23 protein-coding genes are annotated in these 19,112 nt (G+C 68.6%); 8 read left to right on the forward strand and 15 right to left on the reverse strand.

The window, feature by feature from the left end; all coding sequences use genetic code 11:
* Window positions 1-108: 108 nt before the first annotated feature.
* The 4 genes from rplS to rpsP all read right to left on the reverse strand — a co-directional run bounded on the left by rplS (window position 109) and on the right by rpsP (window position 2,198).
* On the reverse strand, window positions 109-492 hold the full coding sequence (gene rplS / locus ASD34_RS00975; RefSeq protein WP_056572437.1) for a 50S ribosomal protein L19: 384 nt from the start codon (window positions 490-492) through the stop codon (window positions 109-111).
* 109 nt (window positions 493-601) lie between these two features.
* On the reverse strand, window positions 602-1,348 hold the full coding sequence (trmD, locus tag ASD34_RS00980; RefSeq protein WP_056571876.1) for a tRNA (guanosine(37)-N1)-methyltransferase TrmD: 747 nt from the start codon (window positions 1,346-1,348) through the stop codon (window positions 602-604).
* Window positions 1,349-1,364: 16 nt separating this feature from the next.
* A complete protein-coding gene (gene rimM / locus ASD34_RS00985; protein ID WP_056571879.1) occupies window positions 1,365-1,919 on the reverse strand; it encodes a ribosome maturation factor RimM in 555 nt (184 codons plus the stop codon).
* 15 nt (window positions 1,920-1,934) lie between these two features.
* On the reverse strand, window positions 1,935-2,198 hold the full coding sequence (gene rpsP / locus ASD34_RS00990; protein WP_056571881.1) for a 30S ribosomal protein S16: 264 nt from the start codon (window positions 2,196-2,198) through the stop codon (window positions 1,935-1,937).
* 179 nt (window positions 2,199-2,377) lie between these two features.
* On the opposite strand from rpsP, the gene ASD34_RS00995 reads away from it, so the two are divergent.
* Both ASD34_RS00995 and ASD34_RS01000 read left to right on the forward strand, forming a co-directional pair.
* Window positions 2,378-2,902, forward strand: coding sequence for a GNAT family N-acetyltransferase (locus tag ASD34_RS00995; protein ID WP_056571885.1), 525 nt, complete (start codon window positions 2,378-2,380; stop codon window positions 2,900-2,902).
* 13 nt (window positions 2,903-2,915) lie between these two features.
* Window positions 2,916-3,362, forward strand: a complete 447-nt coding sequence (locus ASD34_RS01000; RefSeq protein ID WP_056572440.1) for a TM2 domain-containing protein — start codon at window positions 2,916-2,918, stop codon at window positions 3,360-3,362.
* A gap of 52 nt (window positions 3,363-3,414) precedes the next feature.
* Here ASD34_RS01000 and ASD34_RS01005 read toward each other — a convergent pair whose 3' ends face one another.
* The 5 genes from ASD34_RS01005 to hda form a co-directional block, all read right to left on the reverse strand.
* Window positions 3,415-4,425: an inorganic phosphate transporter gene (locus ASD34_RS01005; protein ID WP_056571888.1), complete on the reverse strand. Its 1,011-nt coding sequence runs from the start codon at window positions 4,423-4,425 to the stop codon at window positions 3,415-3,417.
* Between the two features lie 14 nt (window positions 4,426-4,439).
* Window positions 4,440-5,084 carry a DUF47 domain-containing protein gene (locus ASD34_RS01010; RefSeq protein WP_056571891.1) on the reverse strand — a complete coding sequence of 215 codons (645 nt, stop codon included), beginning with the start codon at window positions 5,082-5,084 and terminating at the stop codon, window positions 4,440-4,442.
* A 75-nt stretch (window positions 5,085-5,159) separates the two neighbouring features.
* Window positions 5,160-5,795, reverse strand: a complete 636-nt coding sequence (folK, locus tag ASD34_RS01015) for a 2-amino-4-hydroxy-6-hydroxymethyldihydropteridine diphosphokinase (protein WP_082548454.1) — start codon at window positions 5,793-5,795, stop codon at window positions 5,160-5,162.
* Complete coding sequence (pcnB, locus tag ASD34_RS01020) at window positions 5,792-7,432, reverse strand: polynucleotide adenylyltransferase PcnB (RefSeq protein ID WP_056571896.1); 1,641 nt, start codon at window positions 7,430-7,432, stop codon at window positions 5,792-5,794. Before pcnB ends, folK begins: the two co-directional genes overlap by 4 nt.
* Window positions 7,433-7,478: 46 nt before the next feature.
* Complete coding sequence (hda, locus tag ASD34_RS01025; protein ID WP_056571899.1) at window positions 7,479-8,168, reverse strand: DnaA regulatory inactivator Hda; 690 nt, start codon at window positions 8,166-8,168, stop codon at window positions 7,479-7,481.
* A 151-nt stretch (window positions 8,169-8,319) separates the two neighbouring features.
* Here hda and purM point away from each other — a divergent pair, with 151 nt between their 5' ends.
* The 5 genes from purM (at window position 8,320) to ASD34_RS01050 (ending at window position 12,757) form a co-directional block, all read left to right on the forward strand.
* Window positions 8,320-9,360 carry a phosphoribosylformylglycinamidine cyclo-ligase gene (gene purM, locus ASD34_RS01030; RefSeq protein ID WP_056571902.1) on the forward strand — a complete coding sequence of 347 codons (1,041 nt, stop codon included), beginning with the start codon at window positions 8,320-8,322 and terminating at the stop codon, window positions 9,358-9,360.
* Between the two features lie 50 nt (window positions 9,361-9,410).
* Window positions 9,411-10,481, forward strand: coding sequence for an AI-2E family transporter (locus ASD34_RS01035; protein ID WP_056571906.1), 1,071 nt, complete (start codon window positions 9,411-9,413; stop codon window positions 10,479-10,481).
* Between the two features lie 112 nt (window positions 10,482-10,593).
* On the forward strand, window positions 10,594-11,166 hold the full coding sequence (locus ASD34_RS01040; protein WP_056572443.1) for an isochorismatase family protein: 573 nt from the start codon (window positions 10,594-10,596) through the stop codon (window positions 11,164-11,166).
* Window positions 11,163-11,792: a DJ-1/PfpI family protein gene (locus ASD34_RS01045; protein WP_056571910.1), complete on the forward strand. Its 630-nt coding sequence runs from the start codon at window positions 11,163-11,165 to the stop codon at window positions 11,790-11,792. The genes ASD34_RS01040 and ASD34_RS01045 overlap by 4 nt, the downstream gene beginning before the upstream one ends.
* Window positions 11,762-12,757, forward strand: a complete 996-nt coding sequence (locus ASD34_RS01050; RefSeq protein ID WP_056571912.1) for a GlxA family transcriptional regulator — start codon at window positions 11,762-11,764, stop codon at window positions 12,755-12,757. The genes ASD34_RS01045 and ASD34_RS01050 overlap by 31 nt, the downstream gene beginning before the upstream one ends.
* Here the strand turns inward: ASD34_RS01050 and ASD34_RS01055 are convergent.
* Window positions 12,754-14,049 (reverse strand): RNA polymerase sigma factor, encoded by a 1,296-nt coding sequence (locus ASD34_RS01055; RefSeq protein WP_056571915.1) that lies wholly within the window; start codon window positions 14,047-14,049, stop codon window positions 12,754-12,756. The genes ASD34_RS01050 and ASD34_RS01055 overlap by 4 nt on opposite strands.
* A 41-nt stretch (window positions 14,050-14,090) precedes the next feature.
* On the opposite strand from ASD34_RS01055, the gene ASD34_RS01060 reads away from it, so the two are divergent.
* On the forward strand, window positions 14,091-15,086 hold the full coding sequence (locus tag ASD34_RS01060) for a formylglycine-generating enzyme family protein (RefSeq protein WP_056571918.1): 996 nt from the start codon (window positions 14,091-14,093) through the stop codon (window positions 15,084-15,086).
* A 7-nt stretch (window positions 15,087-15,093) separates the two neighbouring features.
* On the opposite strand, the gene ASD34_RS01065 is transcribed toward ASD34_RS01060, so the two are convergent.
* From ASD34_RS01065 to murJ, 5 genes are all read right to left on the reverse strand, one after another.
* Window positions 15,094-15,513: a YciI family protein gene (locus ASD34_RS01065; protein ID WP_056571922.1), complete on the reverse strand. Its 420-nt coding sequence runs from the start codon at window positions 15,511-15,513 to the stop codon at window positions 15,094-15,096.
* Between the two features lie 31 nt (window positions 15,514-15,544).
* Window positions 15,545-15,967 (reverse strand): YciI family protein, encoded by a 423-nt coding sequence (locus ASD34_RS01070; RefSeq protein ID WP_056571925.1) that lies wholly within the window; start codon window positions 15,965-15,967, stop codon window positions 15,545-15,547.
* Window positions 15,968-16,090: 123 nt separating this feature from the next.
* Entirely contained in the window at window positions 16,091-16,519 is a 429-nt protein-coding gene (locus tag ASD34_RS01075) for a bleomycin resistance protein (protein WP_056571928.1), read from the reverse strand.
* Window positions 16,520-16,530: 11 nt separating this feature from the next.
* On the reverse strand, window positions 16,531-17,382 hold the full coding sequence (locus ASD34_RS01080) for a SirB1 family protein (protein ID WP_056571931.1): 852 nt from the start codon (window positions 17,380-17,382) through the stop codon (window positions 16,531-16,533).
* Between the two features lie 64 nt (window positions 17,383-17,446).
* Window positions 17,447-19,000 carry a murein biosynthesis integral membrane protein MurJ gene (gene murJ / locus ASD34_RS01085; RefSeq protein ID WP_056571934.1) on the reverse strand — a complete coding sequence of 518 codons (1,554 nt, stop codon included), beginning with the start codon at window positions 18,998-19,000 and terminating at the stop codon, window positions 17,447-17,449.
* Between the last annotated feature and the right edge of the window lie 112 nt (window positions 19,001-19,112).

The raw sequence follows: 19,112 nt of genomic DNA on the forward strand, positions 1-19,112 counted from the left end.
CGGAATGAAAGGAGTAGAGCGTAAAAATGGAAAACTGTCTTCAAGCGCAGCGCCAACGCAAAAAGCCGCCAGAGCGGCGGCTTTTTGAGCAGAAAGGACGGCGGCTGATTAAGCGGCCGACGCAGCCTTCTGCGACTTGCCCGGCAGCTTTTCCTTGATGCGTGCCGAACGACCGCTGCGCTCGCGCAGGTAGTACAGCTTGGCACGGCGCACGTCGCCGCGGCGCTTGACTTCGATGCCGGCGATCAGCGGGCTGTAGGTCTGGAACGTACGCTCCACGCCTTCGCCGCTGGAGATCTTGCGCACGGTGAAGCCGCTGTTGAGGCCACGGTTGCGCTTGGCGATCACGACGCCTTCGTAGGCCTGCACGCGCTTGCGGCTGCCTTCGACGACGTTCACGCTGACGATGACCGTGTCACCGGGCATGAAATCGGGGATGGTCTTGCCGAGACGGGAAATTTCTTCCTGCTCGAGGGTCTGGATGAGGTTCATGATTTCCTGATAGTCGATCGTTTCGGGCTGCACTAAAGGCGCCGTGGCCTTGGCGGAAGAACCGCCAGAAAACCGGGCGCGGCCGGACAGAGGATCGGGGAACCGCGGATTATAGCTTTTTTTTCAGCGCGGCCTCATCGGTCTTGTTCAGCTTGCCAGCGCCCCTTGCGACGTTGATCAGTTCGGGGCGCCGCGCGGCCGTGATGGCCAGGCGCTGGTCGCGCCGCCAGCGCTCGATCTGCGCATGGTGGCCCGACATCAGCGGCGCCGGTACGCCCTGCCCGTTCCACTGCTCGGGCCGCGTGTAGTGCGGGCAGTCGAGCAGGCCGTCGAGCGCGGGATTGAAGCTGTCCTGCACATGGCTGGCCTCGTCGCCCAGCACACCGGGCTGCAGGCGGGCCACGGCGTCAAGCAACGCCATCGCCGCAATCTCGCCGCCGGACAGCACGAAGTCGCCAAGGCTGACCTGGTGCGTGACACGCGCGTCGATGAAGCGCTGGTCGATGCCCTCGTAGCGGCCACAGACCAGCACCGCACCTTCGCTCGTCGACCAGCGCTCGACGGCCTCGTGGCGCAGCGCCTCGCCGATGGGCGAGAACAGCACCACCGGCGCCGGTGCGCCGCGGGCCGCCAGCGCGGCATCGAGGCAGGCCGCCAGGGGCTCGGCCATCATCACCATGCCGGGCCCGCCGCCGAACGGGCGGTCGTCCACGCGCTTGTAGTTGCCCTGGGCGAAATCGCGCGGATTCCACAGCACGACCTCGACCTGCTTCGATTCGTAGGCGCGGCGCGTCACGCCGCTGGCCATGAAGGGCGCAAACAGTTCGGGAAAAAGCGTGAGGACGTCGAAGCGCATGCGTGCGCGGCCCGAGTCAGAACTCGGGTTGCCAGTCGACCGTGATGAGGCGGCCGGCCAGGTCGACCTTATCGACGAAGACCGAGACGAACGGCACCATGCGCTCGATGGTCTTGCCGTCTTCCTCGGCCGTCAGCACCAGCGTGGTCTGTGGGCCGGTGGCGAGCAGCTCGCGCACCGCACCGAGCACGACGCCTTCGCGGTTGACGACCGACAGGCCGATCAGGTCGACCCAGTAGTACTCGTCGTCGCCAGCGGTCGGGAAGCTCGAGCGCGGCACGAACACGCGCGCGCCGCGCAGCGCCTCGGCCGCATTGCGGTCGGGCACCTCCTCGGACGAGGCGACGATGCAGTCGGAATGTTCTTTGGCTTCGCGGACCGCGAGCCGGAAAGCGGCAGGTGTGGAGGCTCCGGGCGCCTGCAGGAACCAGCGCTTGGAAGAAAAAAGCGCCTCAGGTTGGGCGCTGTGGGGCAGGACCTTGAACCAGCCCTTGATGCCCCAGGCATCGGCGATGCGTCCGACCTCGATCGCATCCGCCGGCAGTTCGGCGGCTTCGAGTGTGGGCAGCATCGCCGTGCGGGCGGCTTAGGCGGCCGCCTTGGGGGCCGCGGCAGCGGCTTGCTTGATCAGGCGCAGCACCGTGGGCGACGCCTGGGCACCGACGCCCGTCCAGTACGCGAGGCGGTCCTGGGCGATGCGGATGCTTTCTTCGTTTTCCTTGGCGGTCGGGTTGTAGAAACCCAGGCGCTCGATGAAACGGCCATCGCGGCGAACGCGCTTGTCCGACACGACGATGTTGAAGAACGGACGGCCTTTGGAGCCGCCGCGGGAGAGTCGAATGACGACCATGATTTATCCTTGGGTGGTCAGCGAGCCAGTTCAAATAGAAAGAGGCCCGCTCACGATGTTCTTCCAGCGTCGAGACACGCGACATGGCCACCCGGCCAGCGCACGCTGAAAAGCCCACGATTATAGCCCGACCCGGCTTTTTCTCCGAATTCCGGCCCCGCGCCGACCGTCCCACCCGCATGACCCTCACCCTCCGCCCCAGCCGCGACGAAGACATCGCAGCCATCACGGCCATCTACGCCCACCACGTGCTGCACGGCACCGGCACCTTCGAAACCGAGCCCCCGTCCGAGGTCGACATGGCCGCCCGGCGCGCCGATGTGCTGGGCAAGAACCTGCCCTACCTCGTGGCCGAAGCAAACGGCGAAGTGTTGGGTTTTGCCTACTGCAACTGGTTCAAGCCCCGCCCGGCCTACCGGTTTTCGGCCGAAGACTCGATCTACATGTCCGAGGCCGCCCGCGGCAAGGGCGTGGGCGCGCAGCTGCTGGCGGCGCTTTCGCAGGCGGCCGAAGCGGTCGGCGTGCGCAAGCTGATCGCGGTGATCGGCGATTCGGCCAACGCCGGTTCGGTCGGCGTGCATCGCAGCCAGGGCTTCACGCACGTGGGCGTGCTGAAAGACTGCGGCTGGAAGTTCGACGCCTGGCGCGACGTGGTCCTGATGGAAAAAGTACTCGGCGAAGGCAGCCGCACCAAACCCGAATGATGTGATGAAGAAAATGAAAAGCAAGACCGTGGCCGCCTGGCTCTCCTTCCTCGGTGGCCCGCTGGGCCTGCACCGCTTCTACCTGCGCGGCATGGGCGACTGGCTCGGCTGGCTGCTGCCCATTCCCACGGCGCTGGGCATCTACGGCATCGAGCGCCTGCGCATGTACGGCGTGGACGACGGCGTAAGCTGGGCGCTGATCCCGCTGCTAGGTTTCACGATCGCGGGCTGCGCATTGATGGCCATCATCTACGGCCTGATGACGCCCGAGAAGTGGAATGCCCGCTTCAACGCCGGCGCATCGCCCGACGCCGCACCGGGCCAGACCAACTGGCTCACGATCGGTGCCGTGGTGGCGTCTTTGTTCTTCGGCAGCTCGATCCTGATGGCGAGCATCGTGTACAGCTTCCAGCATTACTTCGAACACCAGATCGAAGAAGGTCGCAAGATTTCACAGTAGCCAAATCGGGCGCGGCAGCCTCTGCGAACGAGGCGCGCGCCGCTTCAGTGCTTCAGAAGATCTGCCAACTGAACCAGTAAGCCATTGCCGCGACGAAGGCCGAGGCGGGAATGGTCAGGACCCAGGCCCAGACGATGTTCCCCGCCACGCCCCAGCGCACCGCGCTGGCGCGCTGCGTGGCACCGACGCCAACGATGGCGCCCGTGATGGTGTGGGTCGTCGACACCGGAATGCCCAGCGCAGTGGCCAGGAACAGGGTCAGCGCCCCGCCGGTTTCGGCGCAGAAGCCGCCCACGGGCTTGAGCTTCGTGATCTTCTGGCCCATGGTCTTCACGATGCGCCAGCCGCCAAACATGGTACCCAGCGCAATGGCGGTGTAGCAGCTCACGATGACCCAGGTCGGTGGCACCGCGTCGCTGGTCGAGGCATAGCCGGTGGCAATCAGCAGCATCCAGATGATGCCGATGGTCTTTTGCGCATCATTGCCGCCGTGACCCAGGCTGTAGGCGCCGGCAGACACCAGCTGCAATCGCCGGAACCATCGGTCCACGCGCGACGGCGTGGCGCGCCGGAAGCCCCAGGCCACCACGATCATCATCAGCGAGCCCAGCAAAAAGCCCAGCAGCGGCGACACGAAGATGAAGGCCACGGTCTTCCAGATGCCGGAGGCCACGAGGCCACTGGTGCCCGTCTTTGCGATCACGGCGCCCACGATGCCACCGATCAGCGCATGCGACGAGCTGCTCGGAATGCCGTAATACCAGGTGACGAGGTTCCAGCTGATCGCGCCGATGAGCGCCCCGAACACCACGTGCACATCAACCACCCCGGGCTGGGCGATGCCCTTGCCCACGGTGGCCGCCACGCTCAGGTGGAAGACGAAGATCGCGATCAGGTTGAAGAAAGCCGCGAACACCACGGCCTGCCCCGGCTTCAGCACGCCGGTGGACACCACCGTCGCGATCGAATTGGCGGCATCGTGGAAGCCGTTCATGAAGTCGAACAGGATCGCGAGCGCGACCAGCACCACCACCACCCAGAGGGCGACCTGCACCGTTGTCATCGGTTGCTACCCGTTCAGGAATTCTCGAGGACGATGCCCTCGATCACGTTGGCCACGTCCTCGCACTTGTCGGTGATCGTCTCAAGCAGTTCGTAGATCGCCTTGAGCTTGATGACCTCGCGCACGTCCGGCTCTTCGCGGAACAGCTTGCTCATGGCGCTGCGCATCACGCGGTCGGCGTCGGATTCGAGGCGGTCGATTTCCTCGCAGGTCTTGAGCGTGGCCTCGGCCACGGCCGGGTCGGCGATCTTGCCGAGGTACTTGACGGCATCCTTGAGACGGTCGCAGCACTTCACGCTCAGGGCCGTGAGGCGCACGATCTCGTCGGTCATGTGGCGCACGTCGTACAGCGCCATGGTCTCGGCCGAATCCTGGATCAGGTCGGCCACGTCGTCCATCGTGTTGATGAGCTTGTGGATCTGCTCGCGGTCGATGGGCGTGATGAAGGTCTTGTGGATCAGGCGGTTGACGTCGTGCGTCACACGGTCGGCGGCGCGCTCGGCGTTGTCGACGTCGCGGTTGTACTGTTCGCGCAGGTGTACGTCCGCATAGTGGGTAACGAGCTGCTCGAAAGCACGCGCCGCCTCCACGATGCGCTCGGCATGCTGGTTGAACATCTCAAAAAAATTGCCCTCTCGGGGCAGCAGCTTGCCGAACATGGAAAAACTCCTGGGACGCGCCAATCACAATTTCATGACGCCTTCGTGAAAACTTCCCGAGTTTAACGGGCCCGGTCAGCGGATTTTCTGGATGACCTGGCCGGTCACGCGGGCCAGCGCGGCGCGTGGCACCTTGTCGGGCGCGATCTCGGCCAGCGGCTTGAGCACGAAGGCGCGCTCGCGCATGCGCGGGTGTGGCAGGGTCAGCGTGGGGCTTTCGATCACCGAATTGCCGTGCATCAGCAGATCGAGATCGAGCGTGCGCGGCGCATTGGGAAAGGGCCGCTCGCGGCCGGCCAGCGTTTCCAGGCGCTGCAGCGCGATGAGAAATTGCTCCGCATCCAGCCCGGTGCGTACCGCTACCACGGCGTTGATGAAATCGGGGCCTTCGGCATCGACCGGCGCGCTGCGATAGAGCGACGAGCGGGCCGTGACCTGGGTGCGTTGCAGCGCGCCGATGGCGGCCATGGCGTCCTTCACGGTGGCCTCGGCATCGCCCAGGTTGGCGCCGATGGCGACGAAGGCCTGCACGGTCGGGTAGTCCTCGCGCGGACCGCGTGGACGCGAAGGCGCGCGGCGTGCGGGCGGTCCGCTCTTGCTGCCTGCCGATGGCGGCTTGCTTCCGGCACGCGGCGCGGGCTTGCCCCTTTTTGCGGCCTTGGCAGCCGGGGCGCTCTTCTTGCCGTCCTTCGGCCGGTCGGGCGTGCTCATTCGCCTGCAGCGCTCCCGCCGCCCTCGCTGCCGCCACCACCGCTATTGCCGCCCGCCGGGCGCGGTTTGCGCCGGCGCTTGCGCTTGCGCGGGGCCGCCACTTCGCCGTCCGGGGGCACGACGCCGGCCTCGATGTCGGGCCCATCTCCATCGTCCGACTCGGCTGCAGCCTGCTTCTGGCGCGCCGGTTGTTCGCTGCGCGGCTTGGGCGCAGGCGCCGCCGGATCACGCAGGCGCACGCGCTGGCGCACCTTCTGTTCTTCGCGCACCTGTTCGAGCAGGTCCTGGCGACGCAGGTCGTCGGCGGTGCTGAACTCTTGCCACCACTCAGCGATGGCTTCGCCGACCTCGCCCACGTCGGCACGCAGGCGCATGAAGTCGAAGGCGGCGCGGAAGCGCGCCTGCTCCACCAGGCTGTAGGGCGTGGAACCGGTGCGCTTGTCGAAGCGCGGCTGCATCATCCAGATCTCGCGCATGTCGGCGGCCAGCTTGCCGCGGCCCGACACGTCGCCGATGCGCGAATTGAACACATCGTCGATGGCGTCCTGCAGCGCCGGGAACGGCGGCTGCGGGCGCTGGCCGTGGCGGCCTTCCTGGCGCTGGGCCCAGCCGTCGCGCACGTCGGCCCACAGCACGCAGGCCAGCAGGAAGCTGGGCGCCACAGGTTTGCCTTCGCCGACACGGCGATCGGTGTCCTGCAGGGCGGCCTTCACGAAGGGCTGGTCGGCGCGCTCCACCACCACGTCCAGCAGCGGATAGATGCCGGTGGCGAGCCCGAGCTTGCGCAGTTGCTCGATCGTGGCGATGGCATGGCCGGTCTGCAGCAGCTTGAGCATCTCGTCGAACATGCGGCTTTGCGGCACGTCGGCCAGCAGCTTGCTCGACTCGATCAGCGGCGCGGCGGTCTTGGCTTCCATCTTGAAGCCGAGCGCGGCCAGCTTGGCCGAGAAGCGGATGGCGCGAATGATGCGCACCGGGTCTTCGCGGTAGCGCGTGACCGGGTCGCCGATCATGCGCAGCGTGAGCTTCTGGGCGTCCTTGATGCCGTTGTGATAGTCGACCACCACCTGGTTGGCCGGGTCGTAGTACATGGCGTTGACGGTGAAGTCGCGGCGCGCCGCGTCTTCCTCCTGCGGGCCCCAGACGTTGTCGCGCAGCACGCGGCCGCTGGCATCCACGGCGTGCTTCATGCTTGCGAGCTCACCCTTGCTGGTGCGCTCGTTGCCGGCCACCTGCTCGGCGGCGGCGCTGTCCATGTAGGCGCGGAAGGTCGAGACCTCGATCACCTCGTGCTCGCGACCCCGGCCGTACACCACGTGCACGATGCGAAAGCGCCGCCCGATGATGAAGGCGCGCCGGAACAGCGACTTGACCTGCTCGGGCGTGGCGTTGGTGGCCACGTCGAAATCTTTCGGCCGCAGGCCCAGCAGCAGGTCGCGCACCGCGCCGCCCACCACGTAGGCCTCGTAGCCGGCCTGCTGCAGCGTGGTGACCACGTTCTTGGCGCGCTCGTCGACCAGGGCGGGATCGATCTTGTGAACCTCTGCCGGCACCTCCTGGCGCTTGCCGAAGCGGCTCTTGCCCTGCGTGCCGCCGGCGGACTTGCCGAGCAGCTTGTCGATGAATTTCTTGATCATTGGTTGTTTTTCGAGGAGAAGCAGGCGCTTCTTCTTATTTATTCGCTTATTCGTTTTCGAGCATGGAGCGGATCAGCGGAATGGTGATCGCGCGTTGGGTCTGCAGGGCGTAGCCGTCGAGCTGCGAGAGCAGCTCCATCAGGCTGCCCAGGTCGCGGCTGAAGCGGTGCAGCATGAAGTCGAGCACGTCGTCGGACAGCATCACGCCGCGCGCGTCGGCCGCCTGGCGCAGCACCGCGCGGCGTTCACTTTCGCTGAGCACCTGCAGGTGGAAGACATGGCCCCAGCCGAGGCGGGTGCGCAGGTCTTCGCGCAGCGGCAGGTCGGCCGGCGGCAAGGCGCCGGCGGCGACCACGCCGCGCTGCAGGGTCTGGGCGTTGACAAACCAGTTGAAGGCCGCGTGCTGCTGCACCGCGGTGTAGAGGTGGACGTCGTCGAGCAGGACGGCGCCCCAGCGCTCGTCGAACTCGGGCGGCTCCAGCAGACCGGCGTGCAGCCAGCCCACGCTGGCGCCCTGCTCGGCCAGTGCAACGCGCACGGATTCGAGCAGGTGGGTCTTGCCGCTGCCGCTGTCGCCCCACAGGTAGGTCGGCACCGGCGAGTGCAGCGCAGGGCTGCCGTCGGCGCCGCCCACCCACACTTGCAGGTGTCGCAGCGCCGCCTCGTTGGGGCCGGCAAAAAAGGCGTCGAAGCTGGGGCCCGTCGCAATGCCGATATCGAGCGCGAGCTGTTTCATCCCGGGAAGGTTCATGGAGGGGGCCCGGAGGGCCCTTAAAATCGTGAGGAATTCTATCGGCCCGGCCGCCTCGGTCGCCGGCGCCTCCCCTGCCCGCCCTGCCTCGCCGCTTCGCGACCCTTTCGCTCCTTCTTCTCGACACCGCCCGCCCATGACCTCCTCCACGCCCACCCCGCTCAGCTACAAGGACGCCGGTGTCGACATCGACGCAGGCGACGCCCTGGTCGACCGCATCAAGCCCCTGGCGAAGAAAACCATGCGCGAAGGCGTGCTGGCCGGCATCGGCGGCTTCGGCGCGCTGTTCGAAGTGCCCAAGCGCTACAAGGAACCGGTGCTGGTGAGCGGCACCGACGGCGTGGGCACCAAGCTCAAGCTGGCCTTCGAATGGAACATGCACGACACGGTCGGCATCGACCTCGTGGCCATGAGCGTCAACGACGTGCTGGTCCAGGGCGCCGAGCCCCTGTTCTTCCTGGATTACTTCGCCTGCGGCAAGCTCGACGTGGACACGGCCGCGGCCGTGGTCGGCGGCATCGCCCGCGGCTGCGAACTCTCGGGTTGCGCCCTCATCGGCGGCGAAACCGCCGAAATGCCCGGCATGTACCCCGCCGGCGAATACGACCTGGCCGGCTTCGCAGTCGGCGCGGTCGAAAAGTCGAAGATCCTCACGGGGCAGAACGTCAAGCCCGGCGACGTGGTGCTGGGCCTGGCCTCGGCCGGCGTGCATTCCAACGGTTTCAGCCTCGTGCGCAAGGTGATCGAGCGCGCCGGCGCCGACCTGCCCGCCACCCTCGACGGCAAGCCCTTCCGCGAAGCCGTGATGGAACCTACCCACCTGTACGTGAAGCCCGTGCTCGAAGCGCTGGGCAAGCACCCGATCAAGGCGCTGGCTCACATCACCGGCGGCGGCCTGCTCGAAAACATTCCCCGCGTGCTGCCCGAAGGCACCGCCGCCCACCTCAAGAAGGGCAGCTGGCCCCAGACCGAGCTGTTCGCCTGGCTGCAGAAGGTGGCCGGCATCGACGACATCGAGATGAACCGCACCTTCAACAACGGCATCGGCATGGTCGTGGTGATCGACGCGGCCGAAGCCGCCGCCTGCGCCGCCACGCTGCGCGCCGCCGGTGAGTCGGTGCACGAGATCGGCGTGATCGCCGAGCGCGGCGACGGCGCGGCCGTGGTCGTCGCCTGACCACGCGCCCGTTCTTTTTTCTTTTCCTCACCGCACGCCCCGCTCCCCGGATGGCCACGCCGCTGCCCGACGCCACCCTCGCCGCCCCGCCCCAGGCCGCAACCTCCCGCCACGTGGTCGTAGCCAGCTACCTGCTGATGCTCGCGGGGCTGATGCTCGTGATGTGGCAGCACCTGCTGCCGGGATTGCTGTGCGTGTGCATCGGCTTCCTCGTTGCGCGCTGGTTCGCCCGGCTGCTGGGCGGCTGGCTGTCGCGCCTGAAGCCCCTGCGCTCCGGTGCCGACAGCCTGGCCCGGGTGGTGGCAGTCACGCTGGTGCTGCTGGGCCCGATCGGTCTGATCACGCTGGGGTTCTCGCAGGCGCGTGAATACGTGCTCGACGCGCCCGACCAGTACCGCGAGCTGCTCGACTACACGGCCCGCACGGTGCTCGAGCTGCGCTCCAAGCTGCCGCCCGACATCGCCGTCTACCTGCCCGAGGGCGCGGCCGAGGTGCAGCGCATCGTCGCCAACTACCTGCGCACGCAGGCCGGCTCTCTCGCCATGGCCGGACGCGCCTGGCTGGGCGGACTGCTGTTCGCCTACGTGGGCCTGATCATCGGCGCGCTGGCCGCCGTGGCGCCGGCGCCGGCCCAGCGCCGGCCGCTGGCGCAGCAGATGTTCCTGCGCATCACCACCTTCGGCGAGGCCTTCGGCCAGATCGTGGCGGCGCAGTTCTGGATCGCCGCCTTCAACACGCTGCTGACCGCGATCTTCCTGCTGTTCCTGATGCCGCTGTGGGGCCTCGAACTGCCCTACACGCCCGCGCTCATCACGCTGACCTTCGTGGCCGGGCTGGTGCCTATCGTGGGCAACCTGGTCTGCAACTCGGTGATCACGCTGGTGGCACTGTCGGTGTCGCCGGTCACGGCGGCGGCCTGCCTGGCGTTCCTGATCCTGATCCACAAGGCCGAGTACGTCATCAACGCCAAGGTGGTCGGCGCGCGCACGCAGATGCGCGTCTGGGAACTGCTGTCGGTGATGTTCGTGGCCGAGGCGGTGTTCGGCCCCGCCGGGCTGGTGGCGGCGCCGCTGTACTACGCGTACCTGAAAAAAGAACTGCACGCAGGCGGCCTGGTCTAGCGGCCGGCTGATGTCCTGATCTGATCGGTTCCGGTCCGCATCGGCGCGGACGAAGCGCTGGCGGCGTCCAAGAATAGGCGGCATCATCCACTTTGCCTTGCCCGCCGCCGCCATGACCACCTGTCTGATTGTGATCGACGCCCAGGAATCGTTCCGTCACCGCCCGTACTGGAACGCCGCCCTGCTCGCGCCTTACCTCGACGCCCAGAACGCGCTGATCGTCGGCGCCGTGGCGGCCGGGCTGCCGGTGGTGCGCGTCTTCCACGTCGATGCGCCACAGGCCGAATCGAACCCCTTCGCGATCGAATCGGGCCATGTGCGCCCGATCGACGGCCTCGCGCCTTTCGAGGCCGCCGCCACCTTCACCAAGCACCGCCACAGTGCGCTGGTCAACAGCGGCCTGGACGTGTGGCTCACGCAGCACGGCATCCGCCGCCTGATCGTGAGCGGCATCCGCACCGAGCAGTGCTGCGAGACCACCACGCGCCACGCCTCGGACCTGGGCTGGGAGGTCGACTACGTGACCGACGCCACCCTCACCTTCGACATGGTGCAGCCCGACGGTCAACCGCTGTCTGCCGCCGACATCAAGGCACGCACCGCGACCGTGCTGGACGGGCGCTTCGCCACGGTCTGCGGCGTGGCGCAGGCACTTGAGCGCGCCACGGAAGGCGCAGCCGCATGACCCCATTGCGCGTGCGCATCCTGGCCTACGACGGCGTCGAGGCGCTCGACTTCGCCGGCCCCTTCGAAGTCTTCACCACCGCCGCGCGCGTCCACCAGCGCCTGAAGCCAGGTGCGCCCGCGCCGTTCGAGGTCGCCTCGGCCGCCCACACCCGCGCCGGAGAACCGGTGCAGGCGCGCGCCGGCCTGCGGCTGCTCGCCGACCACACGCTGGCCGACGCCAGTGCAGCCGCCGACGTGCTGATCGTCCCTGGCGGCGTGGTCGATGCGCCGATGGCGAGCCCCGACACCCTGCGCTGGATCGCGCGGTGCGCGGCCGGCGCGCAGCTCGTCGCCTCGGTCTGCACCGGCGTCTTCCTGCTCGCGCAAAGCGGTGTCGTGACGCGCGAACCGGTCACCACGCACTGGGAAGACCTCGCCGACCTGCGCGCCCAATTCCCGCAGCTCGACGTGCGCGAAGGCGTGCGTTGGGTCGACACCGGCCGCATCGTCAGCTCGGCCGGCATCAGCGCGGGCATCGACATGAGCCTGCACCTCGTCGAACGCCTGGCCGGACTCGAACTGGCCGAGCGCACGGCGCGCCAGATGGACTACGCATGGACCCGCAACGAGCCCCTGTCCGCGTAGTCTTCGTATTGCTGCCCGACAGCCTCGTGCTTGACTGGGCCGGGCCGGCCGAGGCGCTGCGCATCGCCAACCAGCGGCTGCGCGCGGCGGGCCAGCCCGAGCGCTTCGTCATCGAATTCGCGGGGCCGCAGCCGAGCATGAAGGGCTCGGTCGGCGTCGCGCTTTCAGGGCTGGCACCGCTGCCGACGCGGTGGGACGGCCCGGGCTGGGTGGTGCTGGTCGGCTTGCCGGGCGACACCATCGCGACCGACAACCCTCAGGCACAAGACCTGTTGCACTGGCTGCGCGGCCAGCGCTTCACACACGCCGGTGTCGAGCTGGTCACGGTGTGCGCGGGCGCCCTGCTCGCGGCGCACGCGGGCGCGCTCGCGGGCCGGCGCGTCACCACGCACCACCATCACCTGGACGAGCTGCGCGCCGTGGAGCCGCGCTGCGAGGTGGTGAGCAACCGCGTGTTCGTGATCGACCCGCCGGTCTACAGCAGCGCGGGCGTCACGACGGGCATCGACCTGATGCTGCACCGCATCGCCGACACCTGCGGCGAGGCGCTGGCGGCCCAGGTCGCGCAGACGATGGTGGTGGCGCTGCGGCGCGGCCCGCACGACCCGGAGCTGTCGCCCTTTCTCGCGTACCGCAACCATCTGCACGCCGCGCTGCACCGCGTGCAGGACGCGGTCAGCGAACAACCGCAGGCCGACTGGAGCGTGCCGCGCATGGCCGAGGTTGCCCACACCTCGGCGCGGCACCTGACGCGCCTGTTCGTCGAGCATGCGGGCGTGGCGCCGCTGGCCTACCTGCGCCGGCTGCGGTTGGCCGCCGCGCAACTGGCGCTGGCCTCGGGCGCCAGCGTGACGCGGGCGGCCGAGTTGTCGGGGTTCGGCTCGGACACGCAACTGCGCCGCGCCTGGCACCAGTTCGGCTTGCCCGGGTCGCCCTCCGCGGGCACGCCGGCGCCCGTCCGTTAAGGCGTAGCGTCGCCGCAGGTGTCGGCGCGCGCCCGCAGCAGCGCCTGTTCGCGCGTGTTGCGCGTGAGCGAGGCGGCGCGCTGGAACTCGCGGCGTGCCTCGCCGTAGCGGCCCAGCTTGAAGAGCAGGTCGCCGCGCACGGTCGGCAGCAGGTGGTAGCCCTTCAGCGCGGGCTCGTCCTGCAGCGCATCGACCACCTCCAGCCCGGCCACCGGCCCGAAGGCCATCGACAGCGCGACCGCGCGGTTCAGCTCGACGATGGGCGACGGCGACAGCGCAGCCAGCGCGTCGTACAGCGCCGCGATGCGGGCCCAGTCGGTCTCGCCCGCGGTGCGCGCACGGGCGTGGCAGGCGGCGATGGCGGCCTGCAGTGCGTAGGGGCCGAGCGCGCCGCCCAGCGCTTCGGCGCGCGCCAGCGCCGCCAGGCCACGGCGGATCAGCATCGGGTCCCAGAGCGCGCGGTTCTGATCGAGCAGCAGCACCGGCTCGCCTGAGGCGCCGACGCGCGCGGCGGTGCGCGAGGCCTGGATTTCCATCAGCGCGACCAGCCCGTGCACCTCGGCTTCGCCGGGCACCAGTTCGGCCACGATGCGGCCCAGGCGCAGCGCCTCGTCGCACAGCGCGGGGCGCATCCAGTCGTCGCCGGCGGTGGCCGAGTAGCCTTCGTTGAAGATCAGGTAGAGCACCTCGAGCACCGAGGCCAGCCGGGCTTCGAGCTCGTGGCGGCGCGGCACCTCGAAGGGCACGCGCGCCTCGGCCAGCGTGCGCTTGGCGCGCACGATGCGCTGCGCCACGGTGGCTTCGGGCACGAGAAAGGCGCGCGCGATCTCGTCGGTCGTCAGGCCACCCATCAGCCGCAAGGTGAGCGCCACGCGCGCCTCGGTCGAGAGCACCGGGTGGCAGGCGGTGAACACCAGGCGCAGCAGGTCGTCGCCGATGTCGTCGTCGAGCGCCGCATCCACCGCCTGCGCGAAGTCGGCCTGCGCCATGGCGTGCAGCGCATCGAGCTCGCGGCCGATCTCGGGCGCCTTGCGCTCGGCCAGTTGCACGTGGCGCAGGCGGTCGAGGGCGCGGTGCTTGGCCACCTGCGTGAGCCAGGCGGCGGGGTTGTCGGGCACGCCGTCGACGGGCCACTGTTCGAGCGCAGCCACCAGCGCGTCCTGCGCCAGCTCTTCGGCCAGGCCCACGTCGCGCACCTTGCGCGCGAGCGCGGCGATGATCTTCGCGGACTCGATGCGCCAGACCGCCTCGATGGCGCGGTGGATGGCGGCGGTGTCCGGTCCGCTGCTCATGCGGCCTCGCTCCGGCCCGGCAGGCCGGATAGCATGCGGCCATGACACCACGCCTCGTCTTGTGGAGCCTGGGTTTCGCGTTCGGCCTCGCCAGCGGCGGCGCCCGGGCGGACGACCTCACCGTGGAGCGCAACAGCCTGGGCATGGCCCTCGTGAGATTGCCGGCCGGCGAATTCCTCATGGGCAGCGACGAGCCGCCCGAGGCACTGGCGCGCGATTACCCCGAATTGCCGAAGGAACGCTTCACCCAGCTGGCCGACGAAGGGCCGGTGCACAAGGTGCGCATCACGCGAGCGTTCTGGATGGGCCGGCACGAGGTGACGGTGGGCCAGTTCCGGCGCTTCCTCGAGGCCTCGGGCCACGTGCCCGAATCGGTGGCCGACGGCACCGGCGGCTACGGCTGGCGCGCCGACTACGACCCCGCCACCACACGGCGCGGCGACGCCTTCGAGGGCCGCGACCCGCGCTACTCGTGGCGCAACCCGGGCTTCGCGCAGGGCGACGACCACCCGGTCGTCAACGTGAGCTGGAACGACGCGCAGGCGCTGGCCGCCTGGCTGAGCAAGACGGAGGGCCGGCGCTACCGCCTGCCGACCGAGGCCGAGTGGGAGTACGCCTGCCGGGCCGGCACGCGCACGCGCTACAGCACGGGGGACGGTCCGGCCACGCTGCTGCGCGGGGCCAACGTGTTCGACACGCGCAGCGCCGCGCATTGGCCGCGCTGGCGCGCGATGGCGCTCGCGGGCGACGACGGTTTTGCCTTCACCGCCCCGGTCGGCAGCTTCGCGCCGAACGCCTGGGGCCTCTACGACATGCACGGCAATGCGTGGGAGTGGGTGGCCGACTGGCATGGCGACGAATACTACGCGCGCTCACCGGCCGACGACCCCCAGGGCCCGGCCACGGGCACCGTGCGCGTGCGCCGCGGCGGCTCCTGGCACACCTGGGCCTTCTATGCCCGCTCGTCGTACCGCAACTGGAATGCGCCGGACACGCGCTACACGCTGGTGGGCATCCGGCTGGTGCGGGAAGACTAGGCCCCGCTCACTTCTTCAGGGTCTGCTGCATCGACGTGAACTCGCTCGCCACGTCCTGCACCTCGGACGAGAAGTCTTCGAGTTCCTGCACCTGGCGGATCTCGATGACCTCGTCCTCGCTGCCCGGGCAACGGCTGGCCCATTCGATGGCCTCGGCGCGCGAGGCGACATCGATCAGCCAGTAGCCGCCCAGCACTTCCTTGGCCTCGGCGAAGGGGCCGTCGACCACCTTCGGCTTGCCGCCCGGAAAGCTCACGCGCGCCCCCATCGACGGCGGATGCAAACCTTCGCAGCCGATCAGCACGCCGGCCTTCTGCAGGGACTCGTTGAAGGCCATCATCGACCCCACGCGCTCGACGTCGTCGGGCACGGTGCCGGGCGCGGCGTTTTCGTAGCCGTGGGGAATCATCAGCAACATGAATCGCATGATCGTTTCTCCTTCGAGGAATGGATGAAGTTCAGCGGCCGACCTTGGCAGCCGACTCGGCGCGCAGGCGATCTTCCTGGGCCAGCAGCTCGGGCGTCATGGCCTCGCCGAAATCGGTGGCCTCGAAGACCTGCCGAATCTCGATCTCGCCTTCCTGGAACGGGCTGCGCTTGATCCACTCGATGGCCTCTTCCTTCGACTTGACCTGCAGCAGCCAGAAGCCCGCCAGCAGTTCCTTGGTCTCGGTGAAGGGGCCGTCGATGACGGTGCGCTTCTTGCCTTCGCAGCGCACGCGCGCGCCCTTGGACGACGGGTGCAGCCCCTCGCCCGCCAGCAGCACGCCGGCCTTGACCAGTTCTTCGTTGAACCGGCCCATCTCGGTGAGGAACTCGGTGCTCGGCATCACGCCGGCTTCGGAATCGGGGCTCGCCTTGACCAGAACCATGAATCGCATGTCGTTTCTCCTGAAAGTGGGTGGGGATCGGGAGACGCCGGAATCTGCGTGCTCCTGTTCACACGTCGCGCGAGCGGGCCACGGATCGACACGGCCGCATCGATCTGCTTGTAATTTTGCGTTTCAGAGATAGCCGCAGAACCGCAGCACGTGGCCGTCGGGTTCGCGGATCGCGAATTCGCGCAGGCCCCAGGGCTGGGACGTGGGCGGCTCGATGATGGTCACGCCGCGCTTCACATAGGCGGCGTGCAGGCCGTCGATGTCCTTGCCGACGTGGATCACGATCTCGCCGCGCCAGGGCCGGGCCTCGCGGCTGCCGCACTGCCACAGGCGCAGGTAGACCGGGTCACCGTAGCTGCGGTCGCCCTTCATCACCCGCGCATAGCTGGGCGGCTCGCCGGCGATGAAGTCGATCTCGAAACCCAGCACCTCGGAAAACCAGCGCGCGGCGCGCGAGACGTCGGACACCGGCAGCACCGGCTGCACGCCATGGAATTCGTGCAGCGTGCCCAGGTCGGGCGCCGCGCTCACGCCGGTGCGGGTGTCGGTCATGGGCGTTGGGGCTAGCTGGCCAGGCGCCGCAGCAGCGCCACGCGCTCGGCGATCGCGTCGATGTCGAGCGCGTCTTCGGCGTTGGCGAGGTAGGTTTCGAGGTCGCGCACGGCCAGCGCCGCATGGCCCTGCTCGGCATGCGCCACGCCGCGGTCGCGGTGCTCGCCCCAGGCGGTAGGCAGCAGCGCGATCAGCCGGTTCTGCACCGCGATGTAGCGCGGCCAGTCTTCCTGCGCGTGGTGCACTTCCTTCAGGTTGCGCAGCATGCGCGCAATGATCTCGCGCGGGCTCGCGGGCTGCAGGTACAGGCCCAGCGGCACGTCGAACTCGCCGACCAGCCCGTTGCCGCGCTTGTAGGGTTCGAGCCGCTCGCCCAGCTCTTCGCGCGAGAGCGACTTGCCGGTGAACGGGTCGATCACGACCTGCCCCTTGGGCAGCGTGACCTTGACCATGAAATGCCCCGGGAAGCTGACGCCGCGCGTTTGCAGCCCAAGGCCCTGCGCCAGTTCCATCCACAGCACGGCCAGCGAGATCGGAATGCCGCGACGGGTGCGCAACACGGCGTTCAGGTAGCTGTTGTCGGGGTCGTAGTAGTCGTTAACGTTGCCGCCGAAATTCAGGTCACTGAAGAAGAACTGGTTCAGCGCGCGCAGCCGGGCCAGCGGCGCGGCGTCGGCCGGCAGGCGGCGCTTGAGGCGCGCGAGCAGCTGGTCGACGTCGCCCAGCACCTGCTGCACGTCGAGTTCGGGGTATTCGTCCTGCGCGATGCTGGCGGCCGCTTCGAGCAGCGGAAAGTGGTCATCGCTGCTGACGAGCGACTCGAAATATTCCAGTGCCGTGGGAACCTGGTAGCTGAACGTCATATGGCTTTGTAGAGGAGCCCGCAGGGAGCGTCAAGGCAGTGTTTTCCGGCTCGCCAACGGCGCTTCAGCGGCGCATGAAACTGCGCAGGCGCACGCCCGCGGCGGTGAGCACGGCGAAATAGAGCAGCGCGGCGCCAGCGATGAGCGCGGCCAGCAGGCCGATGCGGTGCAGGCGCTGCGCGCGCAGGCCGACCCAGTCGAAATAGTGCGCGCCCCAGGCCAGCAACGCTGCGAGCACCAACGTGCCCAGCAGCACCTGCAGCGCGAACTTGCCCCAGCCGGGCTCGGGGGTGTAGCTGCCGCGCCGGACCAGGCCGATCAGCAGCCACAGCGCGTTGACCAATGCACCGATGCCGATCGTCAGCGTGAGCGCCGCGTGCTGCAGCAGCGGCACCAGGAAGAAGTTGAGCACCTGGGTGAGCACCAGCACGCTCACGGCGATCAGCATGGGTGTGCGCGTGTCGTGCTTGGCGTAGTAGCCGGGCGCGAGCACCTTCACCGCCACGAGGCCGACGAGCCCCACGCCATAGCCCATGAGCGCCATGGTGGTGCGGCCGACGTCTTCGCCGGTGTAGGCGCCGTTGTGGAACAGCACCGCCACCAGCGGCCTGGCGAACAGCAGCAGCGCCACGGCGCACGGCGCCGCCAGCAGCACCACGAGCCGCAGGCCCCAGTCGAGCAGCGACGAGTAGCGTGCGTCGTCCTTGGCAGCGCGCGCGCCCGCGAGCTGCGGCATCAGCACCACGCCCAGGGCCACGCCGAGCATGGCGGTGGGAAATTCCATCAGCCGGTCGGCGTTGGTGACCCAGGTCACGCTGCCGGTGGCCAGATGCGAGGCGATCTGCGTGTTGATGAGCAGCGATATCTGCGCCACGCTCACGCCCAGCAGCGCCGGCAGCATGAGCTTCATGACCTTGCGGGTGGTCGGATCGGTCCACGCGGCGCGCAGCGCCCTGAAGCTGGCGCCGATGCGCGGCATGAGCCCCAGCGCGCGCAGCGCCGGGATCTGCAGGGCCAGCTGCAGCACGCCGCCGACCATCACGCCCACGCACTGGGCGTAGATCGGCTCGATGCCGTAGCGGCGAAACAGCGGCGCGCCGATGGAGATCGACAGGATCAGCGCGATGTTGAGCAGCACCGGCGACGCCGCCGGCACTGCGAACTTGCGCCAGGTGTTGAGGATGCCACCCGCCAGCGCCACCAGCGACATGAAGCCGATGTAGGGGAACATCCAGCGCGTCATGACCACGGCGGCGTCGAAGCCCTGCAGGCCGCTGGCCATGGCCCAGACCAGCAGCGGCGCGCCGGCCACGCCGGCCACGCACAGCACCACCAGGGCCCAGGTCAGCAGCGTGGCGACGTGGTCGATCAGCGCCTGGGCGCCCTCCTGCCCGGCCTCGGTCTTGCGCGCGGCCAGCACCGGCACGAAGGCCTGGCTGAAGGCGCCCTCGCCGAACACGCGGCGAAACAGGTTGGGAATGCGAAAGGCGACGTTGAAAGCGTCGGTGAGCGCGCTGACGCCGAAGACCGAGGCAAACAGCACGTCGCGCACGAGACCCGTGATCCGCGAAGCGAGGGTCAGCAGGGAGACGGTGGAGGCGGATTTGAACAGGGACACGGGGGCGAGTGTAGGGCCCGCAAAGCGGTCAAAAATGGCCGATTCGCCGAAAACCGGAACCCAGCCTATAATGGAGGGCTTTGCTGCATCATCCTCAGACACCTAAGGAACA

It is taken from the genome of Variovorax sp. Root473, assembly GCF_001426505.1.
Taxonomy (GTDB): domain Bacteria; phylum Pseudomonadota; class Gammaproteobacteria; order Burkholderiales; family Burkholderiaceae_C; genus Variovorax.